The sequence below is a fragment of the Brachybacterium sp. AG952 genome, from assembly GCF_004362645.1.
In the GTDB taxonomy this organism is placed as follows: domain Bacteria; phylum Actinomycetota; class Actinomycetes; order Actinomycetales; family Dermabacteraceae; genus Brachybacterium; species Brachybacterium conglomeratum.
The window spans coordinates 225,158-248,851 of sequence record NZ_SNXV01000001.1 but is presented as its reverse complement, the minus strand read 5'-3'; the positions used below and the strand labels follow the sequence as shown (position 1 = coordinate 248,851).

Genomic DNA, 23,694 nt, shown 5'->3' with positions numbered 1-23,694 from the left:
CGCTCCCGGCCCTGGCGGGGGAGCTCCCGGCTCGTAGGCCTGGTGCCCGTCGCCGCTCGTGCTCGGATCCGTCATCGTCTCCCCCGCCCCCGGTTCGCGGTCACCGAACCCTCAGTTCCTCTCCAGCGCGAGCACGGGCACGCAGGCGGGGCTGAAGCCCAGCACCTGCCCGTAGAAGGACAGCGACGACTCGATCGCCCTCACGATCGTCTCCGCCTTCCGGAAGCCGTGCTGCTCGCCCTCGAACAGCAGATACGCGTGCGGGATGCCCTTGGCGGCAAGCGCGTCGCGGAAGGCCTCGGACTGGCTGGGCGGGACGATCCGGTCCTCGTCGCCCTGCAGCAGCAGCACCGGCACCTCGAGCTCGTCGACGTGGCTGAGCGGGGCGCGCTCGACGTACAGGTCCCGCCGCTCGGGATAGGGGCCGACGAGCCCGTCGATGTAGCGGGACTCGAAGTCGTGGGTGTCCAGGCGGAACTGCTTGAGCTCGGCGACGCCGAAGCTGGAGACCCCGGCCGCGAAGGCGTCCGTGCGGGTCAGGCACGCCAGCGTGGTCCAGCCGCCGGCGCTGCCGCCCTCGATCGCGAGCCGCTCCCCGTCGGCGATCCCCTCGGCGACCAGGTGCTCCATCACCGCGACGGTGTCGGCGACGTCGACCACGCCCCACTGGCCCTTGAGCCGGTCGCGGTAGGCACGGCCGTAGCCGCTGGAGCCGCCGTAGTTCACGACCACCACGCCGAGCCCTCGGGAGGTGTAGTAGGCGACGGGCAGCGAGAGCACCGGCGGGACGTGCGCGGTGGGACCGCCGTGGACCTGCGCGATGAACGGCGGCAGCTCGCCCTCGCGCCCGGCGAGGCCTTCCTGACGAGGACGGTGCACGATCGTGTGGACCACTCCGCCGTCCGCCAGCGGCACCTCGATGCTCTCCGCCTCCGGCAGGAGACCGGGGTCGGGGGCGTCGTCGCGGGAGGAGCGCAGCAGGGTGAGCGGGGAGAGGGACGGCGCGGCCGACGGAGCTCGTCCGGCCGCCGGAGCACCGCCGGTCGAGGCGGCCGCGGGCGCGGCGTCGGACGGGTCGGCCGACGGATCGGCCTGCGCGATCTCTTCCTCGAGCCGCAGCTCGGCGAGGTGGATCGCGCCGAACGCCGTCGGCGAGGCGCCGGCGAGGACGAGCAGCCCGTCCTCGCGGCGCTGCATGCCGCCGACCTCGGTGAGCGGGCAGTCCAGCGGGGCGAGCTCGCCGGTGCTGATCCGCAGCACGGACAGCGAGGTCGCGGCTCGGCCATGCTGGACGAGGGCCCGGTCGGCGTCGAGCACCTGGTACCAGGTGGTGCCGAGCGCCCACATGGGCCCGGCGAACTCCTCCTCGCGCTCGAGGACCTGACGGGCGCCGTCGGCCGACGACCACGTCCAGGGGTTCCACCAGCCGGTCACGTCGGAGAGGTACAGGAGGCGCTCGTCGTCGAGCCATTCGGGCTGGAGCACCGAGACGTCGGTGCCGCCGGCGATGATCTCGCCCTCCCCGGCGCTGCCGCCGAGCAGCGGTGCGACGTGCAGCTCGGTGCCGTCCCAGGGCATCTGCGGGTGCTCCCAGCTGATCCAGGCCAGGTGCGTGCCGTCGGGGCTGAGGCGCGGGTGGGCGACGAAGCGGGAGGCGGGGGTGATGCGGCGCAGGGCGGCGGGATCCTCCGCGGCGGAGCCGTCCAGCGGCACGGCGACGATGCTGCGCTCGATGTGCGGGGCGCCGTCGACGTCGGGGCGAGGACCCTCCTCGCCGCCTGTGTGGTCCTCGCACACCCACCACACCTCGGTCGTGCCGTCCGCGAGGGTGACGACGGTGGGGTCCGCCCAGCGCAGCGAGGGTCCGTGCGCGGACTCGACCTCGGGGCCGACGGGGGTGAGCGGGCGGGGCCGCTCGCCCTCGCGCAGCGCGTAGGCGCGCTGGTCGGCGAAGTTCACGAAGACGACCAGCGGCGGCTGGCCGTCCGGGCCCGGCGCGGGGACCACGGTCCAGCTCGCTCCTCCGTACTCGTGCACGCGCGAACGGGCATTGAAGGGGGCGGGCAGGACGGTGACGCGGTCGGCCGGCACGGACGTGGCGGGCGGCTGCGAGTCGTCGGCGGCGGAGGCGACCCCGGGGGCGGGGCCCGCGTCGGCGGCGGTGACGCCGTCGGCCCGGTCGGTCGCAGCGGCCGATCCCTCGGCGCCCTCGGCCGGCGGGAGCGCGACGGGACCCGCGGTGCGGACGATCGCCTGGCGGCCGCCTTCGGTCGCGATGCCCTCGGACCACCACACCTCCCGGCCGACGAGGCGCGGCGAGCCCAGGCGGGTGCCGCCGGTCGCGAGAAGGTCGGCGGTCAGGGGCGAGGGCCAGGAGCCGTACGGGAGAGTCGTCACCATGCGTCCAGCCTATGCAGGCGAGCGGTCCCGGGAGGTCGAGTCGTGCGTCCGGATCCAGCGGCCGGATCATGGACTCGTCCCTCCCGCGGAGAGCTGACGGGGTCGGGCGCGACGGTCATGGGCCCATCCTCCGCCGGTCGATTCTCTGCACGTCGCCGGAGCGGGCCCTGTCCTGCCGAGGCGGCAGGACATGGCTCCGCGTCTTCCTCACCACGTACTGCGCAGCACCCGCAGCGCGTCCTCGAGCGAGAGGCCCTCGTCGCGCGCGGCGGTCGCCAGATGGCGCGCCGCCTGCGCGACGGCCGAGGAGACCGGGGCCGCCTCGTCGCTGACCCGAGTGCCCGAGCCCACCCGGGTCACCAGGAGGCCGTCCGCCTCCAGCGAGCGGTAGGCCTTCGCCACGGTTCCAGGGGCGACGGCGAGGTCGGCGGCGAGCTGCCGGACCGAGGGCAGGCGCTCGCCCCGGCCCAGCCGACCCGTGGTGATCAGGCCGCTGATCTGATCGTGGATCTGCCGCGCGGGGCTCCCGCCCTCCGGGGTCACGCTGAGGATCACGACGGGACCGCACTGCGACGCGGGCGGGAGGGGGACGGCGCGGGCACGGCGGTCAGGGCCGTGAACACCCACAGCGCACAGCCCACGCACGCGGCCACCGCCGAGAGCACGTCGAGTGTGCCCGAGAGGGCGGCGAACGGCGTGCTGATCGAGAACCACCCTCGGTCACCGCCGGAGAAGGTGCCGGAGAGTCGCGAGGTGTTCGCCAGGGATCCCACGATCGTTCCCAGATGCAGCAGCAGCCCTCCGAGCGCGACCCGCGCGACGTTCGCGCTGCGCAGCCGGCGGTTCGCCGCGTCGGCAGGCTCCGCCTCGGCCAGCGGCGGGCGCGCGATCCCGGACAGGGCCCACCAGGTGGCCGCGCCCAGCGGCACCAGCAGCACCGGCGGGAGGGCGGAGTGATGCCATCCGTAGATGCCCGTGCCGAGCGTGCCCGAGCCGACGTCGACCACGTAACGGGTGTACTCGCCGTCCTCGTCCGGCCGGGAGGCCATGCCCGCGGCGAGCGTGGGCACGAGCACGAGCACGAGGGCGATGACGAGAGCGGCGAGCCAGCGGGCGTCGAGGAAGGTGCGCCAGGTCCGCGGCGCGAGGGATGCCCCTGTGGACGGCGCGCGATGCGGGCGGGCGGCGCCCAGCGCGACCAGGGCCACCAGCCCGAGCACCAGCGGCAGCGCGTAGCGGGCCCCGAAGACGGCCGACCAGAGCTCGCGGGGCGCCTCGACCCACAGCGGCATCGCCCCGAGCACGGAGTACGCCGCCAGGAGCACCACGGCCCCTCCGGCCACCGCCGCCGTCACGGCACGACCTGCCTCCAGCGCAGGGAGCCCGCGACGGCGCACCGCCCACGCGAGCGCACCGAGCACGATCCCGGCCAGGGGCTTCCAGAGCAGCATCCCCAGCAGCGTCCAGGCCATGACGAACCTCCACGGTGTACCAGCTAGTTGACACACACCGTATCAGTCTCGTGGTACACCTGGGGGCATCGCCCAGGCCGTTGCCCCTGCAGCCTGCTCGCTCAGCGCTCCTCGCTGTGCGGCTCCTGCTCCCCCTCGCCCGGCGCCCGGGCGAGGTCCTGCGGGGCGGTGCGCGGGTCCACGGGCGAGCCGGAGAGGTAGGCGGCGCGCGCCAGCACGTTCGAGGCGATGGAGGAGACGATGATCAGCGCCAGCACGGTGAGCAGCGTCTTCACCAGCACGACGGGGTCCAGCCCGCTGGTGCGGGTGTGCTGCAGGAAGGCGCCGATCACGATCATCGGCAGACCCAGGCCGGTGGCCGGGGAGAGCACGTTGATGCGGCTGAACGAATCACGGGCGTGGAACATCGACAGCGCGGCGGTGAGCATCCAGAACGCGCCGCCGATCAGCAGCACGCCGATCAGCACGGTGAGGGCGAGGTCGAGCACGGGGTTCATCGGCGCCCCTTCGTGAGGATGCGGGCCAGGGCCACGGTGGCGAGGATCCCCAGCACGGACGCGATCAGCGCGGCGTCCACCGCCGCGGCGGAGGAGTTCACCAGGCCGATCAGCACCAGCACCCCGATGCCGGAGAAGAACACCAGATCGCCCACCACGGCGCGGCTCGCCGGATCCGGGGCGGTGGCCACCCGGAAGAGGCCCACCAGGATCGCGGCGCCCAGCAGCACCACGGCGGTCCACAGGATGATGGTCATCGCTCGTCCTCCTCCTGCTCGCGGGACTGCTCGTGCGAGGACCCGCCCGGCCCGGCGTGCCCGCCGGGACCCGTGCGGTGGCCCGCGGCGCGGATCCGACGCACGGCGCGCCCGTCCGCGAAGCGCTCGTCGACCGCACTGCGCGACCGGCGCGGGAGCAGCGCCGCCTCGGCCCCGCCCGGCCCGCGGGAGGCGCGCAGCAGGCGCTGCTCCATCTCGCGCAGGTCCTCGACCACCTGCTCGCGCGACGCGGCGAACAGCACGTGCACGAACAGGCTCGGGCCCTCCTCGAGGGTGCCGTGGGCGGTGCCCACCACCAGCGTGCCCGGGGTGATCGTGATCGAGGAGGCCATCGCGATGATCTCCAGGTCCGTGGTGGCCCGCAGCGGGTACTCCACGATCGCGGGCGAGCTGCGGGTGCGCGGGCTGTACACCCCGGCGGCCACCGCGAAGGAGCCCTTCACGATCTCGCCGAGAATCCACAGCACGTAGGTGAACGTGTACCAGGCGCGCATCAGCCGATCACCGCCTCGACGTAGGCCTCGACATCCAGCAGGTCCGTGGCGGCCACGTCGATGCTGGGCAGCACGACGCCGATCCCCGCGAACAGCGCCATCGACAGCGCGATCATGGCCGCGCCCGGGGCCAGCAGCCGCCGCGGCACCCGCACCTCGTCGGGCAGCGGCTGCTCCTCGCCGCGGCCCGTGGTCGGATCGTCCGGCCGGTAGGTGATCATGTCCTCACCCCAGGCCAATCTGCGCCACACCCGCTGCAGGCCCAGCAGCGAGCCCACGGAGGCGACCACCACCGCACACAGCGCCGCCCAGCCCAGCACGGCGTCCCCGCCGGTGATCTGCTGGGAGGAGGCCTGCAGCAGGCCCACCTTGCCCCACAGGCCGGAGGTGGGCGGCAGGCCCACCAGGCTGAACATGCCCAGCGCCATCACGGCCATCACCCACGGCTCACGCCGGGCCAGGCCGCTGAGGCGGTCCAGGCGGCCCGAGCCGTAGGTGTGCTCGAGCGCGCCGGTGGTGAGCAGCAGGGAGGACATCGAGATCACGTGGTGGACCAGGTAGAGGATGCCCGCGGTCACCGAGAGCTGGGTGAGCAGCACCAGGCCCAGCAGGATGTGGCCCACGCCGGTGACCATCTGATGGCCCATCGCGGTGCGCACCCGGGTGGCCGCGGCGGTGGAGAACGCTCCCACCAGGATCGTGGCCAGCACCAGCACTGCGAACACGGTGAGGAACGGGAGCTCGTCGCCGAAGGCGACCGCGACGATGCGGTAGATCGCGTACAGCGCCACCTTGGTGTGCAGGGCGGAGAACAGCGCCATGATCCCGGCCGACGTCGCGGGGTAGGCGCGCGGAAGCCAGGAATGCACCGGCACCATGCCGCCCTTGACGGCCAGGGCCAGCAGCACGACGACCAGGGCCGCGGCGGTGACCTGGTCCTCGCCGCCGGCACCGGCCAGCGCGGCGAGGTTCACCGTGCCGGCGGTGCCGTACACGAAACCCACACCGATCAGCAGCACCGTCGAGGTGAGCAGGTTGACCAGCACGAACAGTCGGCCGATGCCGAGGCGACGCCAGGTGCCCGTCAGCGCGATCAGCGCGTAGGAGGGCATCAGCATCACCTCCACCCACACGAACAGGTTGAACAGGTCGCCGGTGAGCAGCGCGCCGTTCACGCCGGCGCTCAGCAGCAGCACCAGCGGCGGCACGAAACGGTACCGCGCCTCCCCCGTGAGCACGAGGAATACGCTGGCGGCGAGCGTGGACAGCGCCGTCACCAGCAGCATCACGGCGCTGAGGGTGTCGGAGACGAAGGGGATCGCCAGCACGTCGGAGAAGCCGCCGACGGCGTGGGAGAGCACCGGCACGGTGCGGTGGAAGGCCAGCAGCCACAGCGCGCCGAGCGCCACCAGCAGCGGGGCGCCCAGCATCACCGCGACCTCCACGGGGCGGCGACGCACCACCACCAGCGCGGCGGCGCCCAGCAGGGGCACCACCACGAACAGCGGCAGCAGGGCGGGGTTCACGGCGGGGATCATCAGTCGTGGGTCTCCCCGGTGTCGGGATAGGCGGTCATGTCGTCGTCCCGGCCGATCACCGCGAGGGTGAGCATGAAGATCGTGACCGCCATCGTGATCACGATCGCGGTGAGCACGAACGCCTGGGGCAGCGGATCGGCCATCTCGGCGCGGGAGGAGAGGTCGGTGAGCGGCTCGGCCCGCCAGCCGGGCACGCCGGTGGCCAGCAGGGCGAAGTTCGCGGCGTGGCTGATCAGGGTCATCCCGAACACGGCGCGCACCATGCTGCGCTGCAGCAGCAGGTACACACCGCCGGTCACGAGCACGGCCACGGTCAGGGCGAGGATCATCGGCGTCCGGCCTCCCTCGGCTTCGTTCCGGCGGTCAGGTGCGCGGTGCCCACCCCGACGCGTCGGCGGCGCGCGGGCTCGCCGCGGGTGGTGTCCAGCGGGCCGGGAAGCTCGCCCTCCACCGCCTCGTCGGTGCGCTCACGGGTGCCCTCGCCGGACTTCTCACCCGTGGTGGCGCCGGCCCCCAGCAGGTTCACGGCCACCATCACCAGGCCCAGCACCGCCAGGTACACGCCCAGGTCGAAGATCATCGAGGTGGAGACGTGCTGGCCCAGCAGGTAGCCGTGCAGCGGCTCGAGGAAGCCCTCGTGGAGGAAGCCCAGCACGCCGGAGCCGAGCGCCACCAGCACGCCCCCGCCGATCAGCAGCAGCGGCAGGCGCGGCGGGCCGATCTGGCGGTCCCGCGAGGTGGACAGGTACAGCAGCGCCACGATCGCGGAGCCCACCAGGGCGGCGATGAAGCCGCCGCCGGGGGCGTTGTGGCCGCGCAGGAACAGCATCAGCGACAGCAGCGCGAGGACCGGGCCCACCACGCGCACCATCAGCTGCAGCGCGGCGGCGTTGCCCCAGGCCGAGGAGATGGCCCGGTGCGCGGAGGTGCCCTCCTCGCGCAGGTGCGGGGCCTCGACCTGCTCGTCGGCGCGGGCGGGGTCGATGAACATGTGACGCACGCTGGAGAGCACGGCCACGATCGCCACGCCCGCCATGCCCAGCACGGAGAGCTCGCCGAGCGTGTCCAGCGCACGGAACTCCACCAGGATCACATTGACGATGTTGTGGCCGCCGGTGATCTCCTCGGCATTGTCGATGTAGTACTCGGCGACCTCGCTGCGGCCGCGCCGGCCCATGAACGCGAACACGCCGGCGCCGGCGGCCAGACCCACCGGGACCGCGACCAGCAGCGCGCCCAGCCGGCGGGAGCGGCGCGGGGCGCCGTCCCGCTCCGGGGCCTCGAAGCGCTGCGGGAGCCGCTGCAGCACCAGCATGATCACGATGATCGTCAGCGACTCCACCAGCAGCTGGGTGAGGGCGACGTCCGGGGCGCCCAGCGCCAGGATCTGCACGGTGGCGAGGATGCCCACCGCGGAGAGCGCCACCGCCGCACCCAGCCGGTCCCGCCGCGTGCACACCACGATCACGGCGACGGTGACCAGCACCAGCAGGATCACGTCGATGCCGCGGTTCATGCCCTGCTGCAGCGGCGCGAGGTCCCCCCACAGCACAGCGAGGGAGCCCAGCACCACCGCGGCGAAGGCCAGCAGGATCGCGCCCAGGTGGCGCATCGGGTCGTCGGAGGCGATGGGGCGCACCAGCACCGCCGCGACGCGCTCGGCAAGGCGGTCCACCGCCGTGAGCACGCGGGCGCCGTCCACGGGGAAGGGCCGCGCCTCCAGGGCGGGCAGCACCCGCTCCCGCGCCAGCGCGATCAGGGTGCCCAGCGCGATGATGGCGGCGGTGAGGCCCAGCTCCGGGGTGATCCCGTGCCAGAAGGCCAGGTGGGGGTGGAACTCGCCGCCCAGGGCGGCGTCCATCGCGCGGCCGACGGGGGTGTCCAGCACCCCCACCACCAGCGCGAGCGGCAGGCCCACCAGGATCGGCAGCGCGGCCGGGCCCAGGAACAGCAGGCCGGGGGCGTGGGCGTCCTCGGCGCGCACCAGCGCGCCGGTGGCGTCATGCGCGCCGGGGGCCGACGGCGCCCGCTCCCCGTCCACGCGGGCCAGGAGCTCCTCGTCACGACCGTCCACGAAGGCGCCCAGCACGATCTTCGCGCAGTAGGCGAAAGTCAGCACGCTGGCGCCGGCGATGCCGAGCGCCACCGCCCAGGGAGCCCAGGCAGGGCCGCCGGTCTCGAGCGCGCCGGTGAGCAGCGACTCCTTGGAGACGAAGCCGAGCATCGGCGGCAGGCCCGCCATCGACATGCAGCCCAGCACGGTCACCGCGAAGGAGCCGGGCATCGTGCGCCACAGCGCCGGCATGCGCCGCAGCTCGCGGGTGTGCACGGCGTGGTCCACCACGCCCACCATCATGAACAGCCCGGACTTGAACAGGGCGTGCGCGATGGTGTGCAGCACGGCGGCGAGGATCGCGTACTCGGTGCCCACGCCGATGAGGGCGACGATCAGGCCCAGCTGGCTCACCGTCGAATAGGCCATCAGCTTCTTCAGATCGCCCTGCTGCAGGGCCAGGAACCCACCCACGAACGCGGTGATCAGGCCCGCCACGATCAGCAGCACGTTCCAGGCGGGCACGTCGTGGAAGGCGGGGCTGAAGCGCAGCAGCAGGAAGATGCCGGCCTTCACCACGGCGGCGGCGTGCAGGTAGGCGGAGACCGGCGTGATCGCGGCCATCGCATCCGGCAGCCACACGTGGAACGGGAACTGGGCGGACTTCGTGCACGCCGCGACCGCGACCAAGAGGGCGACCAGCGTGGTGAACGCCGGGTCCTGCTGCCAGATCCCGTCGGCCAGCACCTCGCTGAGGGAGGTGGTGCCCAGGCGCAGCACCATCAGCGTGACGGCGCTGAGCAGGGCCAGGCCACCCAGGAAGGTGATCAGCAGGGTGCGCATCGAGGCGGCCTGCCCAGCCGCGCCCGAGCGGGCGATCAGCAGGAACGACGCGATCGAGGTGAGCTCCCAGGCGATGAACAGCAGCACCAGGTCGTCGGCGAGCACCAGGGTCACCATCGACAGGGTGAACAGCGCCATCACCAGGGAGAAGCTGAGATTGCGGCCCACTGGGAGGTATCGCGCCGAGTAGGCGAGCACCACCGCGCCGATCACCAGCGCGATCATCGAGAAGACGATGCCGATCCCGTCGGCCCGCAGCGCGAGCTCCACGCCCCACTGCGGCGCCCACGGGACGGCGAAGGTGGTGGCCGGGTCACCGGCCCCGCCCGCCATCACGGCGGCGGCGGCGGGCAGCAGCGCCGCGGCGGCGGCCAGGTAGAGGGCGGCGAGAACCCAGCAGGCCGCGCGGCCCATCAGCCGGTCCAGCACCGGGGTGACGGCGACGGTCGCGGCGAGGAGCAGCAGGGTCCACAGCACTGACACCGTCAGCACCCCGAACGTGCGTGGGCGGCGGCGTCACGGCGGGTCATGGCGGGGAGTCTAGCGAAGCGGACTGAGGGCTCCAACGCGCCGCCACCTCTCCGGCCGGGCGGGCTCCTCGCGCGCGCGTGCGAGAGAAACTCGTCTCCGCCCCGGCCGCGCGCCGCGGGCGAGGACGGAATCCGGTGAGCAGGCTCACAGCGAGGCCGCGGGGTAGGGCGGCCGACGGGCCGGGCGCGGGGCTGTCGGGCAGGGCGCGGGCCGTCGGATCCGGTGCGGCCCCGCCGGCCGCCGTTCCCGAGCGCACGCGGGCACCACGAGGGCCCCGCACGACGCGAGGGTTCTCGCGGGGCGCGCGGGGCCGTTCAGGCGTGGTGCGGGGCCGACGTCGCAGCGACGCCGACCCCGCCCCGGCGGAGCACCGGATCAGCGGCAGATCAGTGCGAGATCAGGGCCAGATCAGCACGGGGTCAGCCGCGCTGGGGCAGCACCTGCACGACCGTGGGCTTCGGGCCCTGGCCGTCGTAGTCCGGGAAGTAGGAGCGCTGGGCGCCGAACTCGCCGTCCTCGCCCGGGTGCTGCACGGAGACGAAGGCCGAGCGGTCCTCGTCGCGGATGATCGGGCCGCAGGTCTCGCCGTCGATCGGGACGGAGAGGAACTGCTCGACGCGGCCGCGGGCCTCGCCCTCCAGGGTGACGCGGAACAGGCCGTCGTTGTAGCCGATGCCGGAGGGGGCGCCGTCGGTGGAGATCCAGAGGTTGCCCACCGAGTCGAAGGCGAGGTTGTCCGGGCAGGAGATCGGGGAGACCTTCTCGACCGGGAAGCCGGAGAAGTAGGTCTGATCGCCCTGTGCGGGGTCGCCGGCCACCAGCAGCAGGTTCCACGCGAAGGCGGTGGACGTCTGGTCGCCCTGCTCGTCGATCTCCACGACGTGGCCGTCGCGGTTCTGGGAGCGGGGGTTGGCCTCGTCGGCCGCGGCCTTGCCCTCGGTGCCGCGGCCGGAGTTGTTCGTGCAGGCCACGTAGACGCGGCGGCTGTGCAGCGAGGGCTCGACGTCCTCGCAGCGGTCCATCTTGGTGGGGCCGACGGCGTCCGCCGCGAGGCGGGTGTGCACGAGGACCTCCTCGACGGTGAAGCCGGGGACCCGGGACTCGCCGTCGACCACGAGCGGCAGCCACTCGCCGGTGCCGTCGAAGGCGCCGTCGGAGGGGACCTCGCCGGAGCCGTCGATCTCGGCGGCGGGCGAGTTGCCGGTGAACCTCGCGACGTAGAGGTCGCCGTTCTCCAGCAGGGTCATGTTGTGCTCGCGGTCGCCCTCGACGTAACGGTCGCGGGAGACGAACTTGTACAGGTAGTCGAACTTCTCGTCGTCGCCGGAGTAGGCGACCGCGCGGCCGTCCTCGGCGATGATGATGTTCGCGCCCTCGTGCTTGAAGCGGCCCAGCGAGGTGTGCTTGCGCGGGGTGGAGGTGGGGTCGAAGGGGTCGACCTCGACGATGTAGCCGAAGCGGTTGACCTCGTTCTCGTAGCCCTCGTTGCGGGCGTCGTAGCGGTCGTGGGCGTTCTCCCAGCCCCGAGCGGTGGCGGCATCGCGCAGACCGTAGCGCTTCTCCGCGTCGGAGGTGCCGGCGGAGCGGAAGTAGCCGTGGAAGTTCTCCTCGCCGGAGACGAGGGTGCCCCACGGGGTGAGGCCGCCGGCGCAGTTGCCGAGGGTGCCCAGGACCGTGCGGCCCTCGGGGTCCTCGACGGTCCTGACCAGGTCGGAGCCGGCGGCGGGGCCGGTCAGCGCGAACTCGTCGTCCAGCAGGATGCGACGGTTCAGCTCCGCGCCCTGCACGTACCGGTAGGGGAAGTTCTTGTTCTTGCGCTCGAGCTCCACGACGGTGAGGCCGTGGGCGGCGCGGCCGATCTCGATCGCCTCCTCGGCGTCGGTGTCGGCCGGCAGCATGATGTTCTCGTTGGTGTACTCGTGGTTCACGAACATCACGGCGCGCTTGCCGGCGCTGCCCGGGATCTCCTGGATCTCGGTGTAGTCGTTGTTGTAGCCGAACTGGCGCTTCTGCGCCTCGGCGCTCTGGGCGTTCCAGTCGAACTCGGGCGCGTCGTCGAACAGCGGGTCGCCCCAGCGGATGATCGGGTGCCAGGCGAAGCCCCGGGGCACGGTGAACTCGTCGACGGCCGCGTCGACCGGCTCGATCGGCGTGAAGGTGAGCTTGGTGCCGTTCGGGGGACGGTGGCCGGCGCCGCCCTTGCCGTTGCCCTGGCCCTTGCCCTTCCCGTTGCCGGGGTCGGCGAGCGCGCCCTGTGTACCGGCCAGGCCGATCGCGAGCGCTGCGGTGGAGCCGCCGATCACCGCACGACGGGACAGCGCGCCGGAGGCGATGTCGCGGAAGGTCGGGTTGTCCGAGTGGTTGCACTGGCCGAAGGCGCACTGGCTGGCGCACTTGAGCTGGCAGGTCACCGCGGAGCGCTTGCCGCGCACCGCGTCCTTCATGAGCAGGGGCAGGTCGATCAGGGCCATGGATGACGTCCTTCGCTGGTGTACTCGTCTCCCCGCGCATCGCGATGCGCAGGACCAGATGACGGTGCGTCACGAAGGTGAGTCGCTCCCGGCATGCGGGGAACGGGCAGATGAACACCGGGCGAAGGGAATCCACCGAGACCGGAGGAATCGGACGGCCGCGGCGCGGCTGCCCCGGACGCACGACAGCGGCGGTGCCGCGCGGGGCACCGCCGCCGTCTCCCGGGCGAGGCGCAGGGCCGACGGGCCCCGCTCAGGGTCTCCTCAGAACCTCGCCGGCGCGACGAAGCCCTCGGGCTTGACCATCACCACCGGCACGGGCGACTCGATCGCGACCCGCTGCGAGGTCGAGCCCAGCAGGATCTTCCCGATCGGGGTGCGCTTGCGGATGCCGAGGATCACGAGGTCGACGTCGTCGTGCTCGACGGCGTCGAGGATGTCGTCGGCCGGATCGTCGCGCTTGGGGACCGTGCGCAGCTCGAAGCCGAGGCCGGTCTCCTCCAGACGCTCCTGCAGGGGGCGCTGGTCCGTGACGCCGCGCGCCTTGCGCGGGTCGGGGGCGCGCTCGGAGGCGAGCACGAGCAGCGAGGCGTCGCGGCGCTCGGCCTCCTCGACCGCGAAGTCGAACGCGGCCTCGCTGGTGGCGCTGGGGACGTAGGCCAGCAGGATCTTCGACATGGGTTCTCCCTCGGGGTGCGGGTCTCAGGGAACGGGGCGGGACGGCAGGCCGACGGCGGGGTCAGTCCTTGCCGAGGTCGTCGGGGTGGCGGAAGCGGGTGCGGCGGGCTCTCACCGCGCTGTTGTAGAACCAGGTGATCACGTACAGCAGGAGCCCGACCACCAGCAGGCCGCCGCCGATCACGTAGTTCTCCCGCGGCTGCGCGATCGGCGAGACCAGCGCGAAGGACGTGATCGCACCGATGATCGGCAGCACCGTCGGGGTGCGGAAGTGGCGCACGTCCACCTTGTCCTTGCGCAGCACCAGCACCGAGATGTTCACCAGGCCGAAGACCGCCAGCAGCAGCAGGGCGGTGGTGCCGCCGAGCGCCGAGATGGTCTCCTCGGCGAGCACGAAGCGCACCGAGAGCACCAGCGCGAAGGCCAGCACGGTGGAGAAGGCGATGCCGGCCCACGGGGTGCGCTGCTTCTGCAGCACGCCGCGCAGGAAGCCCGGCAGCACGCCCTGCTTCGCCATGCCGTAGAGCAGACGAGAGGCCATCATCATGTTGATCAGCACCGTGTTCGCGACCGCGAAGATCGAGATGAACGCGAAGATCGTGTCGATCGGGATCGCCGGGGCGCCCTCCTTGACCACCTCGAGCAGCGGGGTGGTCGACTCGGTGAGCTGGCCGATCGGGACCACCGCGACGGCGAGGATCGAGATCAGCACGTAGATCACGCCCGTGACCGACAGGCCCGCGATGAGGGCGCGGGGGAAGTTCTTGACCGGGTCGACGGTCTCCTCGGCCATGTTCACCGAGTCCTCGAAGCCGACCATCGAGAAGAACGCGAGCGCGGTCGCGCCGATCACGGCCATGAAGATGCTCTTGTCGTCCTGGGTCTCGAAGAGGACCACGCGCGAGAGGTCCGCCTTGCCCTGGCCGACGGCGAAGAAGCCGACGACGATCACGAGCGCCAGGCCGGTCAGCTCGATGCAGGTCAGGACCACGTTCGCCTTGACCGACTCGGAGACTCCGCGCAGGTTGATCAGGGCCACCAGGGCCAGGAACACCAGCGCGATGGTGGTGGCGACGGCTCCGGCGGAGTCGCCGAGCGGCTCCTCGAGCGAGAAGGCCTTCAGCACGTTCTCCGAGAGGAAGATCGCGCTGGTGGAGGCCGAGGTGATGCCTGAGGAGAGCACCGCGAAGGTGACCATGAAGGTCAGGAAGTGGATGCCGAAGGCCTTGTGGACGTAGAGGGCGGCGCCCGCGGCCTGCGGGTACTTCGTGACCATCTCGACGTAGGACAGGGCCGAGACCATCGCGACGGCGAAGGCGATGAGGATCGGCAGCCAGCCGGCGCCGCCGACCTCGCCGGCGACCTTGCCGGTCAGCGAGTAGACGCCGGTGCCGAGGATGTCGCCGACGATGAACAGCAGCAGGAGCTTGGGCGTGATCGCCTTCTTGAGCTCGGGCTGGTCGGCGCCGTGATCGGGGCCGACGGCGCCGGGGTCGCCGGCGTTCGCCGGGGCGGTCTCGTGGGACTCGCTCATGGGGATTCCTCCCGGGGAAGACAGGGACAGGAGCCGTCGCCGAAGCCTGTGCGGGGCGCGTCATGGCGCCCGACGCGGAACGGTCGACCGGACGGCGGTGCACGCACTCTACCCCGCGGTGACTGCCCTCACAGCGTCGGCGCCGTCGCCCGTCCCTCCTCGGCGCCCCGGCCGGGATCGTCGTCCCTGTCGTCGGCCGTGTCGTCGGCCGTGCCGTCCGTGGACCCGGCGGCCGCGGGCCCTCCCCCGCCCTCGATCGTCCCGTCGCCGCGGCCGTCGGCCGCGCGCTCCTCCCCGCCCTCGACCGCCCCGTCGTCGTCCTCCTCCGCGGTGCGCTCGCGGGGGTCCAGGCGCAGGGTCTGAACCCACTGGCGGGAGGCGTCGGAGCTGATCGCCATCACGCCGAGCGCGGAGGCGCCGGCGCCCACCAGCAGCGAGTGGGCGACGTCCCCGGTCATCGAGGTCGCCACGGCCAGGCGGGCGAAGGCGTCGGCCGTGAACAGCGCCATCAGCGCGATCCGGGCCCAGCGGCTGCGGCGCAGCACCCCGATCTGGAGCAGCAGCAGCGCGACGGCGAACGCGGTGGCGCCCCAGATCGTGCCCTGCTCGGGCAGGATCAGCGACGCGTCGGGGAAGCGCTCGGTGAGGTCGACACCGGAGCCGAGCGTGAACCACTGGATCGCCACGATCGCCGCCTGCAGCAGCGCGAGGAAGCCGGTGAAGATCACCGAGGGCGGCGGGAGGTGGTGGTCCGCGGCGCGGGCGAGCACCTCGTGGAAGTCCCCGACCGTGCCGTGCCACTGCGCGGTCAGCTCGTCGGCCACCTCGGTGCGGCGCCCGCCGAAGCGGGTCGCGCTCAGCGCAGTCTGCGTCGCCGCGCGGGCGCGGGACTTCATCACCGAGCTGCCGGTGGGACGATGGCGCGGCAGCATGATCGCGCTCGCCCCGTCGGAGCGGGAGGCCGCGCCGGTCACGTCGATGACCGGCAGGTCGCCGTCGGTGCGGAACCGGTCGCCCTGCCCGTTGCGGTCGTGGTACGAGGTGGAGAACTCCTCGATGACCTCGACCTCCACCTCCGGATCCGCGAAGCGGACCGTGTCCACGAGGTAGTCCCGCTCGACGTCGATGTTCTCGTCGATGCGGTGGGTGATCTGCAGGGTGAAGAAGGAGAAGCCGACGGCACGATCGTAGGTGCCCGCCGCGAGCCAGTCCGAGCGGTACCCGCCCGGCAGCACGAAGTCGGGCGGCATCCGCCAGAAGCGCACGTGATGGCGCTTGTCCGTGGTGCCGCCGACCTCCTGCTGATAGGTGAAGTCGTGGCGTCGCCCCATCAGGTACAGGTCCGAGACGGGGGCCGACGGGTAGGAGCGTCGCAGCAGCGTCGAGCGCACCATCGACCAGGCCGAGGAGAGTGTCCGCTCCTCCGCCAGCACCCAGCCGGCCCGCCGCATCGCCACGTGGAGGTCCCGCTCGGGGCCGTCCAGGGCGATGTTGATCGGGTCCGAGAGCACGCCCTCGGTGGTGCGGGTGCGGCCGAAGAAGTAGTCCGGCAGGTAGATCCAGGTCATCAGCTGGTGCAGTCGCGGCAGCGTGATGTAGGTGAGCAGGATCCAGAAGCCCAGCAGATACAGCAGCCGCACCGGCGTCAGCGAGAAGCCCTCGACCAGGTACAGCAGCGCGAGCCAGATCGCGACGACCACGCCCGCGGCGATGAAGAGGTTGTCCAGCAGCGCGTAGAGCTCGAAACGTCGGCCGCGCGGGGTGTGCCCGCGGGAGTGGTCGTAGCCCGGCGGCTCCGCGGGCACCGGACGGCCCAGCGGCACCAGTCGGGCGGACCGCGCCGGGGTCACCTCCGGCGTCCCGTGCTCGGCGACGTCATGCCGCCATCGTAGAGGGACGGGCTGGGAGGGCCGCGGGCCGGTTCGTCGGTCTCCGGTCGCGGGCTGGCCGGGCGGCCCAGGACGTCCGACTCCGCACCACTCGATGTCCGTCGACGCCGCGCGGCCGCCCACCGAGTCGCACTGACCGCGGCTCGCCGGGTGGTGCCGCCCGCCGCCCCGTAGGCTGGGCGCGACCCCGAGGAGAGGACCCTCCATGACTGCATCCCACCCCGCCGTCCCGACGCTCGAGATCCGCGGCGCCGCCTCGATCCCCCAGCTCGGCTACGGCGTGTTCAAGGTCGACCCGGACATCGCCGCCGACGTGACCGCCCAGGCCCTCGCCGCCGGCTACCGCCACATCGACACCGCGAAGATCTACGGCAACGAGGAGGGCGTCGGCCGGGCGATCGCCGAGTCTGGGATCCCGCGCGAGGAGCTGTTCGTGACCACGAAGCTGTGGGACGACGCCCACGCCTTCGACGACGCGATCGCCGCCTGCGAGGCCTCCCTCGAACGGCTCGGCCTGGACTACGTGGACCTCTACCTCATCCACTGGGCGGTGCCCTCGCAGGGGCAGCACGTCGAGGCGTGGAAGGCCCTGATCGCCCTGCAGGAGCGCGGCCTGGTCCGCGCCATCGGCGTCTCGAACTTCCCGGCGCAGCAGCTCGCCGAGGTCATCGAGGCCACCGGCGTGGTCCCCGCGATCCACCAGATCGAGCTGCACCCCTACTTCCAGCAGCGGGAGCTGCGCGCGATCCACGCCGAGCACGGCATCCTCACCGAGGCGTGGGGGCCGCTGGGCCAGGGCAAGTCCGACCTGCTCGAGAACCCGGCCGTCACCGCGATCGCCGAGGCCCACGGCGCCACCCCCGCCCAGGTGGTCCTCGCCTGGCATCTCGCGCACGGCATCGTGACGATCCCGAAGTCCGTCACGCCCTCGCGGATCGTGGAGAACCTCGCCGCGGCGGAGCTGGAGCTCACGGCCGACGAGGTCGCCGCGATCGACGCGCTGGACCGCGAGGACGGCCGCGGCGGGACGGACCCCGCCACCAAGTGACCCGCTGAGGGCAGGCGAACCGCCGCCCGAGCGCCCCGCTGCCGAGGTGCTCCGGCGGCCGGGCGCCCCGCCGCCGACCGAGTGCTGCATCTGGACCGCTGTGAAGCCGTCATGGCGGCCCGGATGCATCACTCGGCGCCGGTTCTCATGGGCAGGCGGCGCAGCCGCCTCCCCACACACATCGAGTGGCAGGTATCGACCGGTATGACTCAGGGACAGCGGTCGATATCTGCCACTCGGTGCTGGGCGCGAGGGCGGTGCGCCCGGTCCCGCTGTGCGGTGTCTCGCGGGGTCCGGGCCCGGCCGGTCCGCCGCCGCCGGGCTCAGTAGTAGACGGCGAGCGGGCCCGTCGGCCCCTCGACCACCTGCACCGGGGTGTCGAAGACGCGGGTGAGCACCTCGCCGTCCATGATCCGCGCGACGGGCCCGGCCTCGACGACCGCGCCCTCCTTCATCGCGATGATGTGGTCGGCGTAGTGGGCGGCGAAGTTGATGTCGTGCAGCACCACCACGACCGTGCGGCCCAGCTCGCGGGCGGCATCGCGCAGGCGCCCCATCATCTGGACGCTGTGGCGCATGTCGAGGTTGTTCAGCGGCTCGTCCAGCAGCACGTACTCGGTGTCCTGGGCCAGGACCATCGCCACGTACGCGCGCTGGCGCTGCCCGCCGGAGAGCTGGTCGAGATAGCGGTCCTCGAGGTCGTCGAGGTTCAGGAAGTCGATCGCCTCGGAGATCTTCTGCTCGTCGAGCCGGGTCAGGCGCCCCTTGGAGTAGGGGAATCGGCCGAAGCCGACCAGCTGGCGCACCGTGAGCCGGGTGATGAAGTGGTTCTCCTGGCGCAGCACCGAGAGGATCTTGGCGAGGTCCTTCGAGGCGGTGGAGGCGATGTCGTAGCCCGCCACCTCGATCTGGCCCTCGTCGATGCCCAGCAGTCGACCCACCATGGTCAGCAGCGTCGACTTGCCGGCGCCGTTGGGGCCCACCAGCGCCGTCACCCCGCCCGAGGGGATGTCGGTGGTGACCGGCCCGATCTGCACCGTCCCGGTCGCGGACCGGTACTCCTTCCGCACCCTGTCGATGGTGATCACAGGCGCCCCTTCCGCATGATGACGACGAGGAACACGGTCCCGCCGACGAGCTCGATGATGATGGAGACGACGCCCTGCGCGTAGAACACGTGGTTCATCACGAAGTAGGCGCCGGCGAGGACCACGAAGCCGGTGAGCGCCCCGAGGGGCAGCAGGCGGCGGTGGTCGTGGGTCCCGGCGAGCTGGTAGGTCAGCGTCGCGACGAGGAAGCCGAAGAAGGTCATGGGGCCGACGAGCGCGGTCGAGACCGCCATCAGCACCGAGACCAGGACGAGGGAGTAGATGGTCTGGCGGCCGTGGTCCACGCCCACGTTGATGCACACGTCCCGGCCCATCGCGATGACGTTCAGCGTGCGGGCGTTGAGCCAGATCAGCGTCGTCGCCACGATCACCAGCGGGATCGCGAAGGGCAGGTACTCGGCGCTCGCATTGGTCACCGAGCCGAACAGCCGGGCGCTGAGCACGTCGAACTCGCTGGGCGAGAGCAGGCGCTGCATGAAGGTCGAGACCGCGCCGAGCCCGCCGCCCATGATGATGCCCACCAGGAGCATGACCTGGATGTTCGCGTAGCGGCCGCGCAGCAGCCAGCCGTACAGCAGCACCGAGAGGCCCACCATCGCCGCGACCTGCGCGAGGAACTGGCCCGGCCCCTGCAGGGCGACGACGCCGGCCACGCCGAGCGTGTACACCGCGGCCGTCTGGATGACGGTGTACAGCGACTCGAAGCCCATGATCGAGGGGGTGATGATGCGGTTGTTGGTGACGGTCTGGAAGGTGATCGTGGCTACCGCCTGGCAGATCGCGACCACGGCCATCACCACCAGGGAGGTCACGCGCATCTCGGCGATCAGCCAGAAGCCGCGCGAGCCCACCGGCATGGGGTTCCCGATCGCGAGCAGCCCGAGGGCGGCACCCGCGGCCAGGACCACGAGGACGGCCAGCACGATCCAGTAGCGGCGCTGGGAGGCGGCGTCGGGGAAGGCGCCGGAGCGGGCGCGCACGCGCCGCGGGGCGGAGAGCACGCCGAGCTCGCCTGCGGCGTCGGCCGGGGCGGTGGAGAGCTCGACGGGGGCGGCCTCGTCGGCGACCGCCTCGAGGCGGCGCCCGTCGTGGGTCGTCGTGCGCTCAGCCATGTCGGCGCTGCCTCAGCAGGAGGGCGATGAACACGGCCGCTCCCACGATCCCGAGGATCAGGGAGACCGGCACCTCGAAGGGCATGATGATGGAGCGGCCGATCAGGTCGCAGATCGTGACGATCGCGATGCCGAGCAGGCACACCCAGGGCAGGTTCGAGCGCAGGTCGTCGCCGCGGATCATCGAGACCACGTTCGGGACGATCAGGCCCAGGAAGGGCAGGTTCCCGACCACGACGGTGACCACTCCGGTCGCGATCGCGACCAGGCCCGTGCCCAGCAGCACCACGCGGCGGTAGTTCACGCCGACGTTGGTGGCGATGTCCTCGCCGAGGCCCGCGACGGTCAGGCGGTCGGCGACGACGAACACGGCCACGCCCACGGCGAGCACGATCCACAGCACCTCGTAGCTGCCGCGCAGCACGGAGGTGAAGGAGCCGGCGAACCAGACCCCGAGGTTCTGCAGCGCGTCGAACTGGAGGGCGACGAAGGTGGAGACGGAGCCGACGACGGCCCCGAGCATGATCCCGATGATCGGCACGATCAGGGAGCTGCGCAGCGTGACCCGGCGCAGGAACAGGAAGAACACCATCGTGCCGACGAAGGAGAAGACGATCGCCACGCCCATCTTCGTCAGCAGCCCCGCCGACGGGACCAGCACCATCACCAGGATCAGGCCGAGCCCCGCCCACTCGGTGGTGCCGGTGGTGGACGGCTCGACGAAGCGGTTCTGCGTCATCAGCTGCATGATCAGGCCCGACATCGACATCGCAGCGCCCGCGAGGACCAGCGCGATGGTGCGGGGGATGCGGGTGATGGCGAACATCTCGCCGCCGCCCTCGGCGCCGAGCACGTCGTAGACGCCGGTGAACAGGGAGACGACCAGCAGCAGCGCGACCGCGCCGATGCCGATCAGGAGCTTGCCGTCGACGAGGCGCTCGCGGCCGCGGATGCGGGGCGGGGGCGCCTCGGAGGTGAGCTGGGGGGCGGTCATTCAGGACTCCTGGAAGGGGCGGTGGTCGCGTCGGCGCACGATCGTCGGAACCGGCGCGCCGCACGGGGCCGACGGGTGCTGCGACGACGCGACGCACGGCGGGCGGGGCGCGCAGGCCCTGCCCGCCGTGCGGCGGTCAGCGGTGATGGACGTGGCTCAGGCCTTGCCCTCGAGCGCGTCGGCGAAGGTGTTGAAGAACTCCGTGTAGGTCTGGATGCCCTCGTTGGTGTAGGTGTCCGCGGGCATGTAGACGATGTTGCCCTCGGCCACGGCGGTCACGCCGGCGAGCGCCTCGGAGGAGTCCAGCAGCTCGTTGGCGGGCGTGTACTCGGGGTCGTCGGCGGAGACGGCCGCGTCGCGGTCCATCACGAGGATCCAGGCGGGGTCCGAGTCGGCGATCGCCTCGACGGAGATGTCGTCGCCCTCGTGGTCGTCGCTGGCACCCTCGACCTCGAGTGCGGGCACCAGGCCGAGCGCCTCGAAGGTCCAGCCCAGCGTTCGCCCCTGGCCGGGAGCGATGTAGCCGATCTCGCCGCCGGAGGTGTTCACGGCCATGACGGTGGAGGAGCCGTCGTAGGCGGCCTTGACGCGCTCCATCGCGGCGTCGAGGTCGGTGCCGAGGGCCTCGGCCTCGGTCTGCTTCTCGAAGATCTCGCCGAGCACGGAGACCTGGCGCTTGAGCTCGTCGGCGAAGGGCTGGTCGTCCCGCGGGTCGAGCTCGAGGATCGTCGCGTCCGGCGCGTACTTCACGAAGTCGTCGTGGTAATCGGCGAAGCGCTGGCCGTTGATGATCAGGGTCGGCTCGGCGGCGACGACGGCCTCGAGGTCGGGCTCGCGGTGGCTGCCGAGATCGATGATCGACTCGTCCTCCTTGAGCGGGTTCGTCGAGGGCATCAGGGTGCGCGCCGCGGCGGTGAGGGTGACGCCCCAGTCGGCGAGGGTCTCGAAGGTGCGGTTGTCGGTCGCGACCACGGAGGACGGCGGGGTCTGCACGGTCTGCGGGCCGTTGTTGTCCTCGACCTCGACGGTGCCGGCCTCGGCGCCGCCCGCGTCGGAGGCACCGGCGCCCGTCGCGTCATCCTCTCCGGAACCGCCGCAGGCGGTGAGGGCCAGGCCGACGACGCCGGCGGCGGAGAGGGCGCCGAGGCTGCGGCGGGTGAAGGAGGTCATGGGAAGTCTTTCTCTCGACGGGGTCCGGAGGCGCGGCGGGAAACCGAGCCGCACCGTGGCTGAGGCTAGCCTCACCTGCGCGGTTTATGCCACTCCTTGCTTGCTTTATTCACCTGGCGGACCTGTGATCGTCATTACAAGCGCTGACCTGCGGGGACTTTCGTCCGTCGGCCGAACGACGGCGGACGGGCGGACGACAGGTCCGTGCCGTCGTCGCCTGCAGGCGTGTGGACGCGAGGGACGGGCGTCGTCGGGCGGCGGGCCGCGGAGATCGCGGCCTCGTTGCATCCACTGGCGCTGCGCGTGCGTCGGGGGCAGTACGCGGGGTCGGCTGCGGGATGAGCGCCGGTGGATGCAACGCCCGGCAGGAAACAGGAGCCGTCAGGGGCTCGGGGCCGGAGCGGCCGGCCCGCTAGGGTGGCCCCGGTCGCCGGGGGACGGCGGCCGGGGACGAGGGGACGAGCGATGAACGACCACAGGGGCGGTCCGGGGCCGCAGCTGCCGGACTTCTCCGCGCCCGGCGGCGAGCAGAGCGGTACCGGCGGACATGGGCCCGGAGCGCAGGGCTCCGACGGATACGGCGCCGACGCACAGCGCCCCGACGGGCAGAGCCCCGGCGGGTACGGCGCGACCGGCGGCGTCGGGGGCGCCTCCCTCCCGGACTTCTCCGGCAGCCCCTCGGGAGGCTCCGGCAGGACGGGCGGGCTCGGCGGAGAGGATCCCGGAAGCCCTGCCGGCCCCGACTCTCCCGGCGGATCGGGCGGCGGCCGCGGCCCGCTGCTCGCGCTGCTGGGCGGGGGCGGGTGCCTGGTGGTGATCCTCGCCGTGATCACGCTGGTGCTCTCGCAGACCGTGCTGAGCGGCGGCGGGGAGGAGCCCGCCGACGATCCGACCCCCAGCGCGTCGAGCCCCACGGACGAGACGGGCCCGTCCGACGACGGGGGCGCGTCGGACGGAGGCTCGGGCGGCCCGGCACCGACAGACCAGGAGCCCGCGACCGAGGCCGAGGCCTCGGGCACCGCCTGCACCATGCAGGGGGACGGGGCCGTGACCGAGCAGGTCGAGGGCGAGGTGCGCGGCGGCGGCCTCGCGTTCCCGCAGCAGGAGGGCTGGGAGGTCGGCACCGGCTGGGGCTCGCAGAGCGCCTACGTCACCGACCAGCACCACGCCGACCAGCCCGTGGAGGCGGGCTGGTACACGCTCGCGGGCGTCGGGAAGGTCGAGTTCCCCGAGGAGGAGGGCGGCTATCCCGGCGCCGAGGAGGCCGCGCGCGCGATCTTCCTGTGCGCACTCGAGCCCGAGCAGGGCGAGGAGCTCTACGGCGATCCGGCCATGCTGCGGAACTACCACGAAGAGGCCACCACGGTCGACGGGCACGACGCCTGGATCGTCTCCGCCGACGTGGTGATCTCCGATCTGGCCCTGCTCCACTCGACCGATTCCTGGCGCCGCGTGGTGATCGTGGTGGACACCCCGAACGGTCCGGCGGCTTTCGACGGCGGTGCGGCGCTCGGGCACGACCAGCAGGTCAGAGACCTCGAGTGGATGGTCGAGGGACTCACGGTCCTCTGAGCGGGTCCGCC

At 72.4% G+C, this 23,694-nt stretch carries 19 protein-coding genes; 2 read left to right on the top strand and 17 right to left on the bottom strand.

All coding sequences use genetic code 11. The features are described 5' to 3' along the window. Positions 1-111: 111 nt before the first annotated feature. The 13 genes from DEU31_RS01155 to DEU31_RS01095 form a co-directional block, all read right to left on the bottom strand. Entirely contained in the window at positions 112-2,400 is a 2,289-nt protein-coding gene (locus DEU31_RS01155) for a prolyl oligopeptidase family serine peptidase (RefSeq protein ID WP_133675158.1), read from the bottom strand. Between the two features lie 207 nt (positions 2,401-2,607). Then, positions 2,608-2,955 (bottom strand): GntR family transcriptional regulator, encoded by a 348-nt coding sequence (locus DEU31_RS01150; protein ID WP_010552317.1) that lies wholly within the window; start codon positions 2,953-2,955, stop codon positions 2,608-2,610. Then, a complete protein-coding gene (locus DEU31_RS01145; protein ID WP_133675156.1) occupies positions 2,952-3,872 on the bottom strand; it encodes a hypothetical protein in 921 nt (306 codons plus the stop codon). The genes DEU31_RS01150 and DEU31_RS01145 overlap by 4 nt, the downstream gene beginning before the upstream one ends. A gap of 101 nt (positions 3,873-3,973) precedes the next feature. Next, on the bottom strand, positions 3,974-4,369 hold the full coding sequence (locus DEU31_RS01140) for a monovalent cation/H(+) antiporter subunit G (RefSeq protein WP_010552319.1): 396 nt from the start codon (positions 4,367-4,369) through the stop codon (positions 3,974-3,976). After that, positions 4,366-4,626: a monovalent cation/H+ antiporter complex subunit F gene (locus DEU31_RS01135; RefSeq protein WP_010552320.1), complete on the bottom strand. Its 261-nt coding sequence runs from the start codon at positions 4,624-4,626 to the stop codon at positions 4,366-4,368. Before DEU31_RS01135 ends, DEU31_RS01140 begins: the two co-directional genes overlap by 4 nt. Further along, a complete protein-coding gene (locus tag DEU31_RS01130; RefSeq protein ID WP_010552321.1) occupies positions 4,623-5,141 on the bottom strand; it encodes a Na+/H+ antiporter subunit E in 519 nt (172 codons plus the stop codon). The genes DEU31_RS01135 and DEU31_RS01130 overlap by 4 nt, the downstream gene beginning before the upstream one ends. Continuing rightward, a complete protein-coding gene (locus tag DEU31_RS01125; RefSeq protein WP_010552322.1) occupies positions 5,141-6,679 on the bottom strand; it encodes a proton-conducting transporter membrane subunit in 1,539 nt (512 codons plus the stop codon). Before DEU31_RS01125 ends, DEU31_RS01130 begins: the two co-directional genes overlap by 1 nt. Beyond that, a complete protein-coding gene (locus tag DEU31_RS01120) occupies positions 6,679-7,008 on the bottom strand; it encodes a cation:proton antiporter subunit C (RefSeq protein WP_010552323.1) in 330 nt (109 codons plus the stop codon). Before DEU31_RS01120 ends, DEU31_RS01125 begins: the two co-directional genes overlap by 1 nt. Continuing rightward, positions 7,005-10,058 carry a DUF4040 family protein gene (locus DEU31_RS01115; RefSeq protein WP_050815788.1) on the bottom strand — a complete coding sequence of 1,018 codons (3,054 nt, stop codon included), beginning with the start codon at positions 10,056-10,058 and terminating at the stop codon, positions 7,005-7,007. Before DEU31_RS01115 ends, DEU31_RS01120 begins: the two co-directional genes overlap by 4 nt. Before the next feature lie 467 nt (positions 10,059-10,525). Continuing rightward, a complete protein-coding gene (locus DEU31_RS01110; protein ID WP_133675154.1) occupies positions 10,526-12,577 on the bottom strand; it encodes a PhoX family phosphatase in 2,052 nt (683 codons plus the stop codon). Positions 12,578-12,841: 264 nt separating this feature from the next. Further along, the gene (locus tag DEU31_RS01105; protein ID WP_010552326.1) at positions 12,842-13,255 is read right to left on the bottom strand and encodes a universal stress protein; all 414 of its coding nucleotides are present in this window, start codon (positions 13,253-13,255) and stop codon (positions 12,842-12,844) included. A gap of 61 nt (positions 13,256-13,316) precedes the next feature. Beyond that, complete coding sequence (locus DEU31_RS01100; RefSeq protein WP_133675152.1) at positions 13,317-14,789, bottom strand: APC family permease; 1,473 nt, start codon at positions 14,787-14,789, stop codon at positions 13,317-13,319. Positions 14,790-14,917: 128 nt separating this feature from the next. Beyond that, positions 14,918-16,639 carry an LssY C-terminal domain-containing protein gene (locus DEU31_RS01095; RefSeq protein WP_133675150.1) on the bottom strand — a complete coding sequence of 574 codons (1,722 nt, stop codon included), beginning with the start codon at positions 16,637-16,639 and terminating at the stop codon, positions 14,918-14,920. Positions 16,640-16,883: 244 nt separating this feature from the next. Between DEU31_RS01095 and DEU31_RS01090 the strand changes: the two genes are divergently transcribed. After that, positions 16,884-17,726: an aldo/keto reductase gene (locus DEU31_RS01090; protein ID WP_133675148.1), complete on the top strand. Its 843-nt coding sequence runs from the start codon at positions 16,884-16,886 to the stop codon at positions 17,724-17,726. A 323-nt stretch (positions 17,727-18,049) separates the two neighbouring features. Here the strand turns inward: DEU31_RS01090 and DEU31_RS01085 are convergent, their stop codons facing one another. From DEU31_RS01085 to DEU31_RS01070, 4 genes are all read right to left on the bottom strand, one after another. Beyond that, positions 18,050-18,814: an ATP-binding cassette domain-containing protein gene (locus DEU31_RS01085; RefSeq protein ID WP_133675147.1), complete on the bottom strand. Its 765-nt coding sequence runs from the start codon at positions 18,812-18,814 to the stop codon at positions 18,050-18,052. Continuing rightward, a complete protein-coding gene (locus tag DEU31_RS01080; RefSeq protein ID WP_082358582.1) occupies positions 18,811-19,947 on the bottom strand; it encodes an iron chelate uptake ABC transporter family permease subunit in 1,137 nt (378 codons plus the stop codon). The genes DEU31_RS01085 and DEU31_RS01080 overlap by 4 nt, the downstream gene beginning before the upstream one ends. Beyond that, the gene (locus tag DEU31_RS01075; protein ID WP_133675145.1) at positions 19,940-20,941 is read right to left on the bottom strand and encodes an iron chelate uptake ABC transporter family permease subunit; all 1,002 of its coding nucleotides are present in this window, start codon (positions 20,939-20,941) and stop codon (positions 19,940-19,942) included. The genes DEU31_RS01080 and DEU31_RS01075 overlap by 8 nt, the downstream gene beginning before the upstream one ends. 156 nt (positions 20,942-21,097) lie before the next feature. Beyond that, positions 21,098-22,111 carry an ABC transporter substrate-binding protein gene (locus DEU31_RS01070; protein ID WP_133675143.1) on the bottom strand — a complete coding sequence of 338 codons (1,014 nt, stop codon included), beginning with the start codon at positions 22,109-22,111 and terminating at the stop codon, positions 21,098-21,100. A 465-nt stretch (positions 22,112-22,576) separates the two neighbouring features. On the opposite strand from DEU31_RS01070, the gene DEU31_RS16670 reads away from it, so the two are divergent. Then, positions 22,577-23,683 carry a hypothetical protein gene (locus tag DEU31_RS16670; RefSeq protein WP_166649339.1) on the top strand — a complete coding sequence of 369 codons (1,107 nt, stop codon included), beginning with the start codon at positions 22,577-22,579 and terminating at the stop codon, positions 23,681-23,683. Positions 23,684-23,694 lie beyond the last annotated feature (11 nt).